Origin of the sequence: Marinilabilia salmonicolor JCM 21150 (assembly GCF_000259075.1) — a bacterium.
Taxonomy (GTDB): domain Bacteria; phylum Bacteroidota; class Bacteroidia; order Bacteroidales; family Marinilabiliaceae; genus Marinilabilia; species Marinilabilia salmonicolor.
This window is the reverse complement of the sequence record NZ_AJKI01000017.1, coordinates 14,364-30,696: the sequence shown is the minus strand read 5'-3', so window position 1 is coordinate 30,696 and position 16,333 is coordinate 14,364. Positions and strand designations below refer to the sequence as shown.

Sequence of the window (16,333 nt, the reverse complement as noted above, 5' to 3'; positions counted from 1 at the left end):
TTGAACGCATGGTTTTGGGAAATACAAAACCCTCAATATGCTGTGGATGCCACGGCTGGCGTATCATAGCTTTGTTATGCACTGGGCTTTCATTGTTCAATGATTTTTTTACAATATTCGATTTGTCCACAAAAGTCCTTTTCAATGTGTTTAATAATTGTTTCACATACTTCTTTATAGTCGTCTTCAGTTATTGGCGATTGCTCACTTCTCCAACCTCCATGAGAAAGGTCGTTAATAAGGGTAAATGATTTCGAATCATTTGGAATATTGCTTTTTATGTATTCTGCTATTCCGTCTTTCGAAATATCAATCTTTTGAAATTTTGTCAGAGTTTCTATTATGTGCCTTATTGAATTTGCAGTCGTATGGCTTGCGTTTTCATCCTTACGTGCGACATTGTATACATCCATAAGGTGGTTAATGTAAGGAACGGTTAGATTGTTATTAAAGTCTTTTAATTCTCCTTTTTTCAAAAGCAACTTTTTGTCTACAATATTATTTGCCGTCAAAACACGCATAAAGTCATTATTGTGGGTGAAGATAAATAATCTTGTATTCTTCAGTTTGTCAATTATTTGAGAAATGTCTCTAATGACTCCACAAAGAGTATAGACATGCGTGAAATCCATACTTGAAATGGGGTCGTCAATTATGAAAAATAACTTCTCATAATCATCTTCTCTTTCTATTTTTAAGTGAGTGTCGCCCATATAGTAAGCAAATGCTACAATGTTTTTTTCGCCCTCACTTAAAACATCTCTTGCTTGGTCCTTTTCAAGTGCAGTTTTATAAAATACTAATCTGAAAGTTTCTTCGTCAAGTGTATATTTGTCTGAAAAGAAATAATTCAAGACAGTTTTTATTGTTGAAGCTACTTTTTCTCTTTTACTTACTTTCTGTTGCTCTTTCTTTTTCTTTATTTGTAAGTCCAGAGTTTTCCATTGTTCTCTTAAATGAGAAATGGTTTTAATGTTCGTTTTATGTGTTTCAACTAAGTAGTTATAAGCACATTTACAAATCTCCTTTCTAACAGTTTTGTTTTCCTCGCCTATCTGATTTTTTTTGGCGTTTAATGACTTAATTTTCTTATTGTTTGAATCAATTGTTTTATTTAGAAGGGTTTGGTGTTTTTCAATATTCTCAATTATTGAATTTTCAACTAAGATTGGCTTGCTAATGTCTTTGAGTTTTTCTTCAATAATATCAATATAAGACTGGATTGCTTGTTGTGCCGCTTTAACCTTTAGTATGCCTAATTCTTCTTTTGCACTTGATGGTATATATTTGGTTTTATATTCGTTATACGAATTTATTCGATAAGAATTAGTGTTTTCAATACTTTTTAATGAGGCGATAAGATTTGAAAGCCACTCTGTATTTTCATTGAATTGTTTTATTGTTTTTGCTTCCGTGTCATTAAGGTATTTAGTGTAATTGCTAATTAAATTAATTGCGTTTTCTTGAAGTTTTTGTTCACAGAATGGACAAGTATTGCTTTCTGTTTCTGAAAGCAAGGACATTCCTTTTTCAATGAACGTTTGCTTGCTTTTTATTTTTTGTTTAAAGTTTTCTGCTAATGAACTTAAAGAGAACTCTTTGTTTAGATTTTCCTTGATTCCATTTAGAATATTGAAATCAATATTAATTCTTTCAATAGCCCCAATATCTAATAAATTTTCTGGGACGGATTTAATTTTGTTATAATCCGAAAATAATTCATCAAGGCCTTTTGAAACAGGGAATAAATTTTTCTCAATTCCTTGGAATATCTCTTTGGGCCTTAAATAAGCAAATTCTCTAAGTCTTTTTATGTTTTGTATGTTACTTAAATTTTTCTTTACATAAGAGTCAATCTCTTTTTCGACTTGTTCGGATAATTCTTTACCTTCTTTTTCGATTTTAGCAAGATTATCTTCATCGTCTTTCAGGTCAATGTTGACTTTTCCTAAAATGAAGCCTTCAATCTCACTATCTTTTTCGTAGCCTAAAACTTGAATATTTTGTTCAACGTAGTCTTGATTGAATGTATGGTACAAATATTTCGTTTCTGGAATAGTCGTAGCTTGGCCTTTTTTTATGGATATATTGAAATCGTCTTTTATATTATTATTTTTATCGATAACCTTAAATGAAAAATCTCCATTTTGTTTCCCAAAGGTAAGAAGCTTGTCTGTTGGGCTTTGGTTGTTCTCGTCTAAAGCTATTTTACCTTTGTTTTCCGTTAGTCTGAAAAGTCTGCTGAGAAAAGTTTTACCACTTCCATTATTTGCAAAAACACCCATTTTCAATGAACTTGATTTGATTTCTCGGTTCAAGTTTTCAATTGGTGCAATATTTTGACACTTAATTAAGGTAGTTATTTTTTTGTCTGCCATTTTCGATGGTTATCATTGTTTTTGGTTAGCCTTGTGCATAACGGTTACGTATATGAAACGTTTGGCATTTCGAAGCACTTTCCTGTCAAGTTACAAGTACTTTTGATACGGGCTGAAATGCTCGATAACCCACTGAGTGCCAAATGTTTTATATACGATGTTATGCGCTTTATTTCATTATCTCATTATCAAAATACTTTTCATCAAGATACTCCAAAACTTTATTTGATGCAGAATAACCTCCACAAAATTCACTTTCCTTGCATATTGTAATAAAACTTGACTTTTCGATTAATTCTTTAAATAACTCGCTCACGGTTAAAGTTTCGTTTGTGCTAAACATTAATTTTTGATTAAAAAAAACGTCCAATTCATCGCTGCTATATGGATAAATTTTATCTTCAATTACTTTTGATGCAAAGTCTAAATCAATATCTAAAATAAACTTGTTTTCCATTATTTTTTTGAAAGTATTAATCTCCATAGAATTTGATTTAGTGTCAATTAAAATTGGATTATGAACATTTTGCTCTGTATCAAAATATGGTTTGTTAAAATCAATTCCACTAAATATTTCTTTAACAAACATTAATGCGACATCATTTATTAAACCATATTCCATCCCAGAAACAAGCCAATCATCATCTTGAATACTATGTTCAAACTCTATGAAATTCCAAAATTCTTTTAATCCTAAACTCTTGACTTTATTTATATTCTCAAGTGTCAGAAGGCTTGGATTGTCATATGAATCAGAATGATAATCAAATGAAATTACATTTATAGGTTTTTCAAGAATTTTATGTTCAAAAGCATATCTTAAAATATTTAAAATATATCTATGGTCTTCATATACAACAACTGTTTTGCTTTTTGTAAGAAAAGTATTAATATTCGCTCTATGCCTTAGGCAATAAATAGAGTTCGTCATTTTCTGAAAAGTTTTTTGATTTTGATTATAAAACCTTCTTTATTGTCAATTTCAGTAGGGTCAGAAGCGATATTATTATATTGTTTTGGAACTTTGTTTATCGGATATACTGTAGCATGTATAATACCATCTTTTTTTTCAACTATAGTTTTCACTCTTTTAGGTGCATCAGATTTATATTCAAATCTTTTTCTTTTCTCATCTTCAATTTCCTTTTCATGCTTTTTGATAAGGTTAAGAATCGAAAGAGTTATCTCATCTTGTTCATCACATTCCAGAAAGTAGTAAATATCTAGTCGATTAGCAGTTGTACAATTCGTTTCGACATTATTTTCCAGCAAAAGTTTAACCATTTCATAATTTCGATAAATAATTGCAAGATGTAATGGGGTCACTTTCTCCATATTTTCATATGAATAGCCAACGTTTAGATTTATCTTATCTTTATTCTTATATATTATTTCTTTAAAAGTTTGAAAGTCAGAATTGATAATACTTTCCTTTAATTCTTCTTCTATTTTACCTCCCTTCAAAAACTCTAATCTAATTGATAATTTTTTCTTGAACTCAATTAGTTTCTTTGTGTCACGTTCAAGCAAAACCCTATAAAATTCCAGCATTTCATGAGAACCAACTAAATAGAATTTATCCTTTTCAATAACACCATCTGTTTCACAACCTTGATTAAAGAGATATTCTGTAATTTCGAATTTATTATACAAAACAGCATAATTGAAGGGTGTTTTGCCATTTTTGTCTTTTGCATTTATTTCTGCATTGTTTACTACTAGCAAGTCAACAGAGGATAAACTACCATATCTAGCAATTCTATGCAAAGGCGTTAAATCTTGAAAACGATAATTTACATTGGCTCCTTTTTTTATTAAAATACCGATTTGAAAAGCATTATCTCGCGTGCAAGCCTCAAATAGACACTCGTCAATCTGATGAATGGGTGCGTTATTTTCAAGAAATATTATAAATAAATCATTGTTAGAATAATAAACCGTCCAAAATATTAACCTTTTCGTTAATGATAAGTCTGGATTATATTGCAAAAACAATTTACAAATTTCAGTTTCATTCTTATATGCAGCAAACTCAATTGGTGTAAGTCCACTATCTACTTTTTCGGTTAAATTAACATCAACACCCTGTTCAAGATAGTCCATCAAAAACGGAATATCTTGTTTTCTAATCGCAGTAAATAATTTATTTCTTGAAAATTTCATAGTACATTCATTTTTAGAGGAATCAATCATCTAAATAACCTCCACTAATAGAAATATAATCAAAAATAATTTTAACTATTCTTTCAACCTTAGAATATTCAAAAAGTATTTTTTGAGTTTGAAGATATTTAAAGATATATTTTTCAATTTGCCCCTCATGAATCCAACCTCTTAATCCTATTTCGTTGTTCCAACATTCTCCGAATGCAAAATCAATATTATCCCATATATTTTCGGATAAATCAAAATCTATCCGATTATAAACTGCTGATTTAACTTTTTCCGGGTCAATAAATCCGTCTTTTGCGAATTTAATAATCTTGCTCATAGCGTCCTGTTAATATTGCGCATAACGTCCCGGCTATATGCGCCTGGGCGTGGCTTTCAACCCGCTGTGGCTTTATCAGCTTGAACGCCTGGTTTTGGGAAATGCAAAACCCTCAATATGCTGTGGATGCCACGGCTGGCGTATAATAGCTTTGTTGGGCACCGTGGTTACTATTCTCTTAATTTTTTTCTTTCTAATCTTTCTCTAGCTTCAATTAATGCGTTATGTAGTTTGGCTTCAAGTATTTCTTTTGGTGGTAATTCTGTCCAATATTCTGCTACCATAATACCATCCTTTTGCATTTCTAATAACTCTATTTGTTCTTCACTTGCTTCTGCACATAATATTAATCCAATAGGAGTTTCTTCTCCATCCTGTTTTTCGTATTTATTGAGCCACTTTAAATACAGTTCCATTTGCCCTTTGTATTTAGCTTTGAATCTGTCAATCTTCAACTCAATCGCAATGAGTCTTTTCAATTTACGATGATAAAAGAGCAAATCTAGATTGAAATCATCGCCATCAATAACCATTCGTTTTTGTCTCTCAACGAAGGTAAATCCATTACCAAGTTCCAGAATGAATAACTCAAGTTCTTTGAGGATTGCTGATTCCAAGTCATACTCTAAGTATCCTTCCTTTAATTCTAAAAAGTCTAATAGGTAAGGGTCTTTGAATATTCCTTTTCTAATTCTTTTACTGTCATAGAGCTGTATGTCTGCTTTTTCAGTACGTTCAAATGCTTTCTTTTCAATTTGCTTTCGAAGTTCTCGCACTCCATAAGAATTTTCAATAGCCAATTTTCCGTAAAAATCTCTTGCAGCCTCGTTTTTCAATGGAATCAATGTTATGAAATGCGACCATGTTAAATGTCGTGACAGTGTAACGACATTTTCAATTTCAGGAAATTGCTTTGCAAATTGAATCATTCTTCGAAGATTTTTCTCTTCATAATTTCGGCCAAATCGTTTCGTTAATTCTCGTGATACTGTAACGACAATTTGTTTTCCATATTCAGCTCTTTCATTTTGCAAATTTTGGTTCAGGATTTTGTTTCCAATATGCCAAAATAGAATTGTTAGTGAACTATTCGCTTGAGAAACAACTTGATATTTTGTTTTTTCGACTAAGTCAACAAGTTCTGCTAATAAATCCGGATATTCATTTTTTTCTAGGGACATTTTCAATGCTTATTTTCAAATTTGTCCTTAAATATAAAGATTATTTATCACTGCCAATTTTCTGTCGTTCCCATTCCATGGTGCCCAACGTCCCTATAGCGACATTGTGTTTATAGCTATTATGTCATTTGTGGTTTTTTTATGTAAGTGGCTGATTTAACCATGTTATGGCGTAAAAAGCTATTTGGCCTTATTGGAAGATGGTAAGATGTTTTTAAAAGCATATTCAGTGGGTTTTTGTGTATTATTGGGTTATTTCTATTCAAATATATTGATATTTTTTATGATTTTATTCAATTCTTCGATGAAATTAGATTATAGCCAATATTTTACCAGTTCCCTTCCTTAAGAAGGCGATAATGTGAAATTAGTAACAAACCTAAAACCTGTTTTTTATGGAGGAGGGCGGTTGCCAGGCCCTTGAAACCCAGTTTCTGAAATCATGCGGTCGAATGGGCTGGTGACATTCAGTAAGGCATCGCTGATTATGTGGGTGTACCTTTCGGTTGTTTTGATGTTTTTATGGCCCAGTAATTCCTGAACGTATCTAATATCTTTTCCGTCTTCAAGCAAGTGTGTGGCAAAGGAGTGTCTTAACATATGCAGGTTAACCTTGCGTTTTATGCCGGCAGCTTTAGCCATTTTTTTGAGTACAGAAGCCATGCTGGTTGCACTGTACTGTACCCCTGGTTTGGTGCCTTCAAAAAGATATACTTTTGGCTGTTCTTTTTTTAAATATGCATACAGTAAGGAGTGCAGATGTTTCGAAAAAAGGGAATAACGATCTTTTTTGCCTTTAGAGTTTTTGATAAACAACCGGTTGTTCTTCAGGTCGATGTCAGACCGTTTAAGGTTCTGAATTTCCTGACGTCTCAATCCTGCACTGTATCCAATGGAAATTACCAGTTTGTGTTTTAGGTTTTCTGTTGTCTGTAGCATTGCCCCAATTTCCTGGGGGGTGAAATAATCCGGGAGGTGAAAGCCCCGCCGCGGGCGCATTACATATTTATTGGAAAGCGTATGATTGTGAACCTTTTCAAAAAAGAATTTGAAAGAATTGACCAGATTGTCCTGATGGGCAGTGGATCTTTGCCGGTGCAGAATCATATACTCTTTGATTTCTTCTTCGGAAATAAGGGATGGATGCTTATAGTTAAAATGAGCCAGGAATTTCATGAATGCCCCGAGGTACATTCTTTTGGTTTTATGACTGTAACCGGTATTGTTTAGTATCAACTCATATTGTTTTTCGTAAATTTCTTTGAGCCTGTATCTTTGCAGAATTCTGTATAGCTTACCTTTTAGGGTTTCAATGGAATGAGCCTTCCCTCTAAATTCAAACAGTCTGGCATGATTTGTATGTCGGGAGTCACATTCATTAATTAGTTGGCGGAGGTAGGAATATGCATCCGCATCATTGCCTGGTAATCTGAAGTTTGTGCCATACAATGGTTCAGCGTTGCGTGGCAGCGAGCAAATGTCAGGTAGCCTCATGTTGGCATGATAAATCAGGAAGAGTAAAAGGCGGTCTCCCGGGGATTCAATACCTTCCATGATTGGTCTCAACTCCAGAAATGGCAAATACAACCAACTCTTTTTGATGTTTTTTTTCTCCTTTAGATAGAAAAACATTTTATCTCTTCCCAATGCCCGCTCATAATAAAACTTGATTGCAGCAATACTCTGTTGTAGGCCTGTTTCACTTAATTTTGCCGACTGGGTTTTTATGTAATTGAATATTTCCTCATAAGACAATTTCGGTATTTCTTTGTTTTTATGGTCTATCAGAAAACGAATAAAAAAGCTTTTGTAAATCTCACAGGTACGAGCGCTCATCCGCTTTAGAGACAAGGTGGTATTGTACAAATTCAGTATTTCCTGCTCAGTGGGGGGGAGGAGGGTTGTTTTTACCTGATCATTTTTTGGCTGAGGTTTGTCCTGATTTTTGGGGATACTGTTAAGTACCTGTTTTTCCCACAAAAAACTATTTTTTTCAATGATGTTCTTTACTTTTCGGTAAAGAAGATTGTCTCCGGTAAATACCCAGTTTCTATACTTTTTCTCCCAAAATCCCTCCTCTAAATGACTGAATATATTAAACAATCTTGGGCAATATCCGTGATCCACATAGAATTTTTTTCGGGCTTGGTCTATGCTGATTTTTACTCTATGCGATTTGTCTTTTACTTTTGTCGAAGAGGTCGGTTCAAATTTCGGGGATATGACAGATGTAGGAGATTCTTGAAAGACAAGGTCAACCAAATGAGGAACTTTTTCGAATGCCTTAGTCAGTTTAGCTTGATAGCCATCTTCTAAAGGGATGTGCCAGAGTTTTCTGGATGAACTAAACCTGCGTCCCGGCAAATTTCTGGCAATTTCATCCAGTTCTTTGCAAGGAAAAGCGTCAAAATCGAGTGCTACACGCTTTTCCTGTCGGTGTTCTATCGGGTATATATTAAGCCGGGACATTAATTTGGTTTAAGGTGTCTGAAAATCAGGTGTGTTCAAATATAGAATACTTTTTTTTCAAATTCAAGCCCTGTTCTTTGGGATAGTAACTGTTTCGTTTTATTTATTTCAAGTAATCTTCAGCCAGGGCGACCCAGTAAGCAGCCCCAATAGGCAATAATTCCTGATTAAATACATATCCGGGATTATGCACCATAAAACCGTCTCCACTACCAAAAAGGACATAGTTTCCCGGCCTTTGTTCGAGCATAAAGGCAAAATCTTCGCTACTCATCATTGGACTCACATGGTCTTTTACATTTTCTTCTCCGAATGTTTTTTTGGCAACCGAGGATGCCCATTTTGTGTTTTCCGGTGTATTCATTAATACTGTACCGGGTACTCCTTCCCGGATTTCCCACTTGCAATTAAACGCTTCTGCTTGTGCTTTGACAATGGTTCTGATTCTTTGAAGAACCATTTTTCGAACATCATTGTCCATATTGCGGATACTTAGTTTGAGCAGAGCTGTTTGTGGTACAACATTCCCGGTATTTTCCGATTGAAAAGAACCAATATTTACAACGGTGTTTTTCCATGGTGAAACATTACGGCTAACAATTGTTTGCAGAGCCATTACCAATGATGCGCCGCAAACAATTGGATCTATCCCTAATTCGGGCATGGATCCATGACTGCCTTTTCCGGAGAGTTCAATTTCCCAGTTATCTACAGCCGACATGGTGGCGCCTTCGCAATAATGGAACTTTCCAAATTCCAATCCCGGGATGTTGTGCATGGCATAAACAGCATCCAGCGGGAAGCGATCAAACAATCCATCCTTGATCATGGCCGGACTGCCTTGCATGGTTTCTTCACCAGGTTGAAAAATCAGACGAATTGTGCCATTAAAGTTTTTTGTTTCGGCAAGATATTTTGCGGCTCCCAATAACATTGCAGAGTGTCCGTCGTGTCCGCAAAGGTGGGATATGCCTTCGTTTTTGCTTTTATAGGGCAAATCATTCTCTTCCTGGATGGGGAGGGCATCAAAATCGGCACGGAAACCAATGGCTTTTCCCCCATTTCCGACTTTGAGGGATGCAACGATACCATATTTTCCAATTCCTTCTACGACTTCATATTCTCCAAACGATTTGAGGATTTTGGCAATATATTTGGCTGTTTCGGACTCCTGCATCGAAAGTTCCGGTGTTTGGTGCAGGTGCTCCATCCACTCTTTCATGTTGGGCGAAAGATTTTTCAGGTTTTCTGTCAGCTGGTTTTTCATAGGAGATGTTTTTATTAATCTTTGGATGTCTTGGATTGTTTCGGAATTGTGATCATTATGCTTATGATCGCCATCAGGATCATTAATAAATTAATGCCCAGGGCAATTGTGGCGGCTTGTCGTATTACCACATTATCTTGTCGTCCAACAAAGGTGATTACCCCTTCTAACCAATAAATGTGGTCACCTACATTCAGTGCCGAGAAAACACCCGCTGAAATGGCTACTCCAAAAGCGGCTCCTAAAGAAGATGCCATTTTGTAAATACCGGAGCCGGCACCTGCTTTCTCTGAGGGTAAATTAGATATGGCCGCATCGGTTGAAGGGGTGGCATAAAAGGCAAGTCCTAAACCAAACAGAGAATATGCGATGATGGCCAGTATTTTATAGGTTCCTACCATAGTGTTGGTAAACATTAAAAGAAATATGGCGGTTCCCACTATCAGGGAGCCCCATATCATTGGTTTACGAGGGCCGAACCGTTGCAATAGTTTTTCTCCGACTCTGATAAATAGTACGATAGAAATTGCATAGCCAAGTGTGAGAAATCCTGCTTCCTGCGCAGATACTCTTCCCCCTATTTGTAATAATGCCAGTGAGACAATTAGCATTCCTGCGGTTGCATTTAGCAAAAAATTGGAGATGGTGGCACCGGTATAAATCATATTATTGAATAACTTAAAATCGATGAATGCTTCTTTTTTATTTCTTTCAATGCTGTAGAATAGTAGCGAAAACAAAACTGTTAGTCCGATCAGTATTAGTCCGGTTAAGCTTTTCCATCCAAATTCTGACCCTTTGGTAATCAAAATCTGTAAGGCAATCATTGTAATCATGAAGGTGATGATACCTGCCAAATCTGTTTTATGATGAATTTTGTCTTCTGCCTTGTTTTCAGGGGTTCCTTTAATCATTAAAAGACCGATCACGGAGATTGCTGCGGCGGCAAAGAAAATATAACGCCAGCCAACGTTTAACATTAATCCACCGAATAAGGCTGCAAATCCTGATCCTCCCCAGGAGCCCATGGACCAAAGACTAATGGCCCGTTGTCGGCCGGCTCCGTCCCAGTAAGCTTTTACCAGTGCCAGACTGGCAGGCATTATTGCTGCTCCGGATAATCCCTGAAAAATACGTCCTAAGGTTAATACCGGCGAGGCAAGACTTCCCGAGGGGGTAATTCCTACCAGTAATGAGCCGATAATACTGAAATAAAAACCGATTCTTATTATTCTCACCCGTCCTATCTTATCGGCGAGTCCCCCAAAGACAACGATAAAAATCCCCGAAAATAATGCTGTTATCGATACCGCAATGTTCATCATGGAAGGGGGAATGTCTAAATCTTTTGCCATATCTACATTTATGTTTAATGTAGTTTGAGCAAACAACCAAAAGGCTAAAACGCCCAGAATAATGCCAAATAACAGTTTGTCATTTCCTTTGTAATGAATAGAGTTTGCCATGGAATAGAATTTTTACCAGTTAATACTGAATTGGATTATTTGATTTGTTTTCCCGTATCGTTTGGAATTTTGATTATTACTGTTATAATGACCAACACAACCAGCAGTAAACAAAAAGCCAATGCCAGCATTGCGCCCTGGCGAATGCTTACGTTATCCTGACGACCAACAAAAATCACTAAATTGGAAAGCCATTCGATGGGTTCTTCTCTGTTGGCGAGGGCCGTATAAATACCTGCAGAAATGGCCACGCCAAAGCTGGCTCCTAAGGAGGAAGCCATCTTAAATATTCCGGCACCTGATCCTGCCTGATTTTCCGGTAGGTTTGACAGTGCGGCATCCGTAGCTGGTGTGGCAAAAAAAGCCAGACCTACTCCAAAAAGGGTGTAAGCCAGAATTGCCAGTATCTGATACTGGTAAGCCATCAATTGGGTCTGCATTAATATTATAAGGGATGCCGCAATAATCAGGGCTCCCCAGATGATGGGCTTTTTGGCACCGAAATGTTGCAATAGTTTTTCACCAACCCGCATGAACAGAATGACAGCAAGTGCGAAGCCTAAGGTGAGTAAGCCTGCCTGCATAGGCGTATAATCCGCCCCTTTTTGCATTAAGGTCAGCGATACAATGAGTAATCCTGCAGTTCCGTTTATGAAAAAATTGGACAATACCGCTCCGGTAAAGATGTTGTTGTTGAATAAGTGGAGATCGACAAAAGCAAATGGGTATTTTAATTCAAATTTAATAAACAGGTAAGCAAAGATTATGGCTATGGCGGCTAATACAATGGTAAGCCAGTTTGTCCAACCAAATTGGTTTCCTTTAGTTATAAAGACTTGAAGGGTAATCATGGCAATCACAAAAATGATAATGCCTTTCCAGTCAGTTTTATATTTGCCTGCGTTTTCCCGTTTGTTTTCAGGCAAATCTTTGGTAAGCCATAGCGCTACCAGGGCTATAATGACTGCCAGAAGAAAAATGTATCGCCAACCTAACGTAGATGCGATAATGCCTCCGGTAAGGGAGCTTAAGCCTGAGCCGCCAAAGGTGCCAATGGACCATAAACTGATTGCCCGCTGACGCTCCGCACCCTGCCAGAATATCTTTATCATGCCCAAACTTGTGGGCATAACAAATGCTGCAGACAGGCCTTGTAAAGCACGTCCGAATAATAAAAATGCGGGCGCTGAATCGCCGGAAGGGGTGAGGTAAATTAATAATGATCCAGCAATGGCAAGCCCTAAGCCCCATCGAAAGACTCTTGTACGCCCGATGCTGTCTGCAAGTCCTCCAATTACCACGATGAAAATTCCTGAAAACAATGCGGCCAACGATACGGCAATATTCATAGTATTGGCTTCAATGCTTAGCTCTGCTGTCATTACAGAGGATACATTCAGCATCGAGTTGGCAAAAAGCCAAAATGTCAGAACGGAAAGTATAAAACCATACAAAATCCTGTCATGTCCTTTGTATTGTACATCCATATTGAAGAATTAAAGGTTAAAAGGTAATAGAATTATTGCTCCTGCGACAAACTGGAAATAATCATCCACCGGATTATATCCAACTCGCATGAAAACCGGTAGTTGTATGCTGTTTTCATAAGGCAGGATGGTATATTGAATTTTTGCTTCCAGATTGATAATGCCTGCTTCTTTGGCATATAATCCTTTCTTGGGTGTTGCTCCGATGGCGGCATATAGAGATAATTGATCCTTCTTGTAGGCATAGTTTGCTTCCAGATAGGTGGTGTAATTCCGTTTCCCTTCCTCGTTGGGATCGCCCCCTAGTACCAATGTGGCGACTTTTAATTGTAAATTCCAGGGAAATTTATAAGATAGAATGGCATCGACATAATGATCGGAGGTGTGTAAATTAAAATCTGTAATATCCGTATCCCAGAAATCGGTCCCCGGAGAGTATATATCCCAAATGCCTACAGTTAAGCCCTTTGTCGGGGAGTACTGTACCCAGGGCATTATACATTTGTAGATGTTGTCAAATGATGCGCCGGAAAATATTCCGATATTCCACTTTCCACCAGTAAAAGAAATGGAGGGTTCAAATGCGGGTGCATTTCCAAAGAGGGGACCCTGGCCCAAACCACGCCAGTAATGTTGAGTAACATATTGTACTTTACCGGTCATGATCCAATCGTTCTTTTCCTGTGTGTCTTAAGAAAAAGCATTGAAAACAGACAGAGAAAGAATTAATGAAAAAAATAGGAATCTTTTCATGGGTTTCCAGGATAAAAATTAAAATTTACGAAAAGACTTTTTTAATGTCAATCAGCCAGGTCTATTTGTAAGTTTTTGGTTATGAGTTGTTCATTTGCCAATAAATACTGGAAACCGCAAATAAAAATGATGAAGGGAATAATTGGGGGCTGCTGACTTTTTCAGCAGCCCGTATTTGATTTTTCTCAAATTAATTTTGAGGATGCCTGAATTTAGGCGGTAGTTGAACATCGTAATAGATTATTTATGAATAGTTCAGCTTATAATAAGTAATTTGTCATGCCAAGTATTGCTACATAATTTTTTCCATATTTTTTAGCACATTTTGGGCATGTGGTGTACCACATAAACCATTTATTCACCGTCAGACTTTTGGTGGCTGCAAATGATTCAAAATCCTTGCACCACACCGCAGTGTCTTTGTAGGGGCCTTCATAAACTTTACTGAGGATATGACCATTTAGTTTAACATTCTCAGCGTTTTTTAAAGGTTTATCCACTGCCATATACAGATCCATATTCCATTTGGAGGTGTGATCTGATAAGATCATATTGTCCTCACATGTGGCATCGGATTCTTGAAGTTTCTTGAAAAGTCGTTTTATGGTTCGTCCGAAATTGACCGGCATATAGAAAAAAGTGAAAACTTTGTCTTTGACAAAGAGTTTGTCGTTCCACTGAAAACTTTTTTCCTGCCAGGGTTCCGTGTCAAATTTTGGACAACATTTTTCAGTTTGCATGATTTTAGCGTTTTTCGGGTTTGCAAAAGAGTTATTTGTTGAACTAAAGCTAAGGAAATAGAAGTTTGATAGCCAGTTTGTTTTGCAAAAAAAAAAGAGGAGCATCGTTTCGATGCTCCTCTTTTTTGGGTTTAAATTTGCGACAGGCTTTCAAGGCCTTATCGTTTATTCTTATTTTTTACCAGGCTTCTTACCCTTTGCTTTTTGAACTTGTTGCTGTTGCTTTTGCATGGCTTCAAGACGTGACTGGAATTTCGATTTTTTGGCTGGTTTTTTCTGATTCGCTTTCAATTTTGCCAAAATGGCTTTTTCATCAACAAACTGACGAATCAGGAGGGTTTGTCCTACTGTGATCAGGGTGGAGACGAAATAGTAATAACTCAGGCCGGAAGCATATTGGTTGAAGAAGAAAAGGAACATGATGGGCATCATATACATCATACCTTTCATTCCCGGCATTTGGGCCGATGATTGGGTCATTTCCTGATTGATGCGGGTATAGAATATGTTGGTTGCTGCCATCAGAAGGGTAAACAAACTCACATGGTCTCCATAAAACGGAATTTCAAACGGTAAATCCCAAATACTGTCGTAGGTTGATAAATCAGTGGCCCACAAAAAACTTTCCTGACGCAACTCAATGGAGCTGGGAAAGAACCGGAACATCGCAATCAAGATCGGCATCTGCAAGAGCATGGGTAAACATCCACCCATGGGATTTACTCCGGCTTTTCGATACAGTGCCATGGTGGCCTGCTGACGTTCCATGGCTTTGTCCTTTGGAATGCGCTCATTAATCTCATCAATCTGTGGTTTCAATACCCTCATCTTGGCCGTTGACATATACGACTTGTAGGTGAGGGGAAACAGAACCAGCTTGATAAGGAGAGTCAGAATAAGGATAATGATACCATAGCTTCCGATAAATCCTTCGAGGAAGTTGAAAACGGGAATTACGGCATACCGGTTGATCCAGCCAAAAATTCCCCATCCAAGAGGAAGAATCTGATGAAGATCTAAATCGCCGTATGCTTTGAGCGTGTAAAAATGGTTGGGGCCGAAAAAGAAACGCATCTGCGCTTCGTCGTTTTGCGAAAAATCAAAAGGAACTGCAACTTCGGCCTGGTTTATACGCAACATTGGATTGGTTTCGTCTTCAATAACCGTAGTTTCCACAAATCCACTGGCCAGACTTTCATCAGCAATTAAGACGGAACTGAAAAACTGGTCTTTAAACGCAATCCATTTTACCGGTGTCCGCAAATCTTCACTACTGCTGCTGTTGCCGGAAATATCATCTACATCGTTCTGGAAAAATTTGTAATAAATTCCTGAATACTGGGTTTCAAACTGTCTTCCTTTTTCCTGGGCAGGCATTTTCTGATACCATTCCAGGTCAAGAGCATTGCGTGGGACATCAAATTTGTTTCCAAGATTCTCTGCAGATATGCTGTGTTCAACCATGTTGGCATCATCCGACAAACTGTAGGTCAGTGACAGGTTTTCTCTGGCCGGACCCGAAATCTCAAAACTTACTGAGTTCTGGCCTTGCTTTTTTACATCAAAATAGATGTCGTTGGTATGATAGATATTGGTGTTATAAGTGAAATTGAAACCATAACGGTTGTCATTTCCTTCAAACAAAACCAACGGGCGACCATCGTGTGTTTCATATTCTTTGAGTTCTACCGAATAAATGCGACCACCAAGATTTGATAAGGTTACCTTTATCTTTTCATTCTCGATTGTGGTAAATTGCTGTTCTCCTTTGATGTAGGGAGCCAAAATGCCGGCAGCCTGTATTCGGGCACTGTCTTTTTTGCTTTGTTGGGCTACGGCTTCTCCCGAAATATCTTCTGATTCAGTCTGAACATTTTTTTCTGCCTCCACAGCTCTGAGTTGCTCAACCCGATTGATGGAATCCAGCTGGCGCTTCCGATCTGCCAGATCTTCTTCCGATGGCTTATTCATCCACCAAAACAAACCCAGAATTGCAGTGATAAGTAGAAGTCCTGTTATCGAATTTTTATCCATTATTTGAAATTGTTTTTATTTTAATTTTCTCTTCTGACAAAAGTTTATTGAACTGTTGTCATAGATT

Annotated in this window: 12 protein-coding genes; all 12 read right to left on the bottom strand. The window is 37.0% G+C overall.

The annotated features are described in order from the left end of the window. Positions 1–89 precede the first annotated feature (89 nt). On the bottom strand, positions 90–2,378 hold the full coding sequence (locus tag W7W_RS0110520; protein WP_010663729.1) for an AAA family ATPase: 2,289 nt from the start codon (positions 2,376–2,378) through the stop codon (positions 90–92). A 169-nt stretch (positions 2,379–2,547) separates the two neighbouring features. Continuing rightward, positions 2,548–3,309 (bottom strand): hypothetical protein, encoded by a 762-nt coding sequence (locus tag W7W_RS0110515; RefSeq protein WP_010663728.1) that lies wholly within the window; start codon positions 3,307–3,309, stop codon positions 2,548–2,550. After that, positions 3,306–4,541: an ankyrin repeat domain-containing protein gene (locus tag W7W_RS0110510; protein ID WP_010663727.1), complete on the bottom strand. Its 1,236-nt coding sequence runs from the start codon at positions 4,539–4,541 to the stop codon at positions 3,306–3,308. The genes W7W_RS0110515 and W7W_RS0110510 overlap by 4 nt, the downstream gene beginning before the upstream one ends. A 22-nt stretch (positions 4,542–4,563) precedes the next feature. Continuing rightward, positions 4,564–4,869, bottom strand: coding sequence for a hypothetical protein (locus tag W7W_RS0110505; protein WP_010663726.1), 306 nt, complete (start codon positions 4,867–4,869; stop codon positions 4,564–4,566). Between the two features lie 170 nt (positions 4,870–5,039). Then, entirely contained in the window at positions 5,040–6,050 is a 1,011-nt protein-coding gene (locus W7W_RS0110500; RefSeq protein WP_010663725.1) for a PDDEXK nuclease domain-containing protein, read from the bottom strand. A 393-nt stretch (positions 6,051–6,443) separates the two neighbouring features. Continuing rightward, positions 6,444–8,519 (bottom strand): tyrosine-type recombinase/integrase, encoded by a 2,076-nt coding sequence (locus W7W_RS22895; RefSeq protein WP_010663724.1) that lies wholly within the window; start codon positions 8,517–8,519, stop codon positions 6,444–6,446. Positions 8,520–8,622: 103 nt separating this feature from the next. Further along, positions 8,623–9,786, bottom strand: a complete 1,164-nt coding sequence (locus W7W_RS0110490; protein ID WP_010663723.1) for a M20 aminoacylase family protein — start codon at positions 9,784–9,786, stop codon at positions 8,623–8,625. A 14-nt stretch (positions 9,787–9,800) separates the two neighbouring features. After that, entirely contained in the window at positions 9,801–11,252 is a 1,452-nt protein-coding gene (locus W7W_RS0110485; RefSeq protein WP_010663722.1) for an MFS transporter, read from the bottom strand. A 35-nt stretch (positions 11,253–11,287) separates the two neighbouring features. Then, positions 11,288–12,739, bottom strand: a complete 1,452-nt coding sequence (locus tag W7W_RS0110480) for an MFS transporter (RefSeq protein WP_010663721.1) — start codon at positions 12,737–12,739, stop codon at positions 11,288–11,290. Positions 12,740–12,748: 9 nt separating this feature from the next. Next, positions 12,749–13,402, bottom strand: coding sequence for a hypothetical protein (locus tag W7W_RS0110475; RefSeq protein WP_010663720.1), 654 nt, complete (start codon positions 13,400–13,402; stop codon positions 12,749–12,751). 350 nt (positions 13,403–13,752) lie between these two features. Next, positions 13,753–14,232 (bottom strand): hydrolase, encoded by a 480-nt coding sequence (locus tag W7W_RS0110465; protein ID WP_010663719.1) that lies wholly within the window; start codon positions 14,230–14,232, stop codon positions 13,753–13,755. Between the two features lie 171 nt (positions 14,233–14,403). Then, positions 14,404–16,266: a membrane protein insertase YidC gene (yidC, locus tag W7W_RS0110455; RefSeq protein WP_010663718.1), complete on the bottom strand. Its 1,863-nt coding sequence runs from the start codon at positions 16,264–16,266 to the stop codon at positions 14,404–14,406. Positions 16,267–16,333 lie beyond the last annotated feature (67 nt).

Bases quoted from the DNA above. Each gene is read 5' to 3' on its own strand.
- W7W_RS0110520 (WP_010663729.1), bottom strand. From the start codon at position 2,378: ATGGCAGACAAAAAAATAACTACCTTAATTAAGTGTCAAAATATTGCA.
- W7W_RS0110515 (WP_010663728.1), bottom strand. From the start codon at position 3,309: ATGACGAACTCTATTTATTGCCTAAGGCATAGAGCGAATATTAATACT.
- W7W_RS0110510 (WP_010663727.1), bottom strand. From the start codon at position 4,541: ATGAAATTTTCAAGAAATAAATTATTTACTGCGATTAGAAAACAAGAT.
- W7W_RS0110505 (WP_010663726.1), bottom strand. From the start codon at position 4,869: ATGAGCAAGATTATTAAATTCGCAAAAGACGGATTTATTGACCCGGAA.
- W7W_RS0110500 (WP_010663725.1), bottom strand. From the start codon at position 6,050: ATGTCCCTAGAAAAAAATGAATATCCGGATTTATTAGCAGAACTTGTT.
- W7W_RS22895 (WP_010663724.1), bottom strand. From the start codon at position 8,519: ATGTCCCGGCTTAATATATACCCGATAGAACACCGACAGGAAAAGCGT.
- W7W_RS0110490 (WP_010663723.1), bottom strand. From the start codon at position 9,786: ATGAAAAACCAGCTGACAGAAAACCTGAAAAATCTTTCGCCCAACATG.
- W7W_RS0110485 (WP_010663722.1), bottom strand. From the start codon at position 11,252: ATGGCAAACTCTATTCATTACAAAGGAAATGACAAACTGTTATTTGGC.
- W7W_RS0110480 (WP_010663721.1), bottom strand. From the start codon at position 12,739: ATGGATGTACAATACAAAGGACATGACAGGATTTTGTATGGTTTTATA.
- W7W_RS0110475 (WP_010663720.1), bottom strand. From the start codon at position 13,402: ATGACCGGTAAAGTACAATATGTTACTCAACATTACTGGCGTGGTTTG.
- W7W_RS0110465 (WP_010663719.1), bottom strand. From the start codon at position 14,232: ATGCAAACTGAAAAATGTTGTCCAAAATTTGACACGGAACCCTGGCAG.
- yidC (WP_010663718.1), bottom strand. From the start codon at position 16,266: ATGGATAAAAATTCGATAACAGGACTTCTACTTATCACTGCAATTCTG.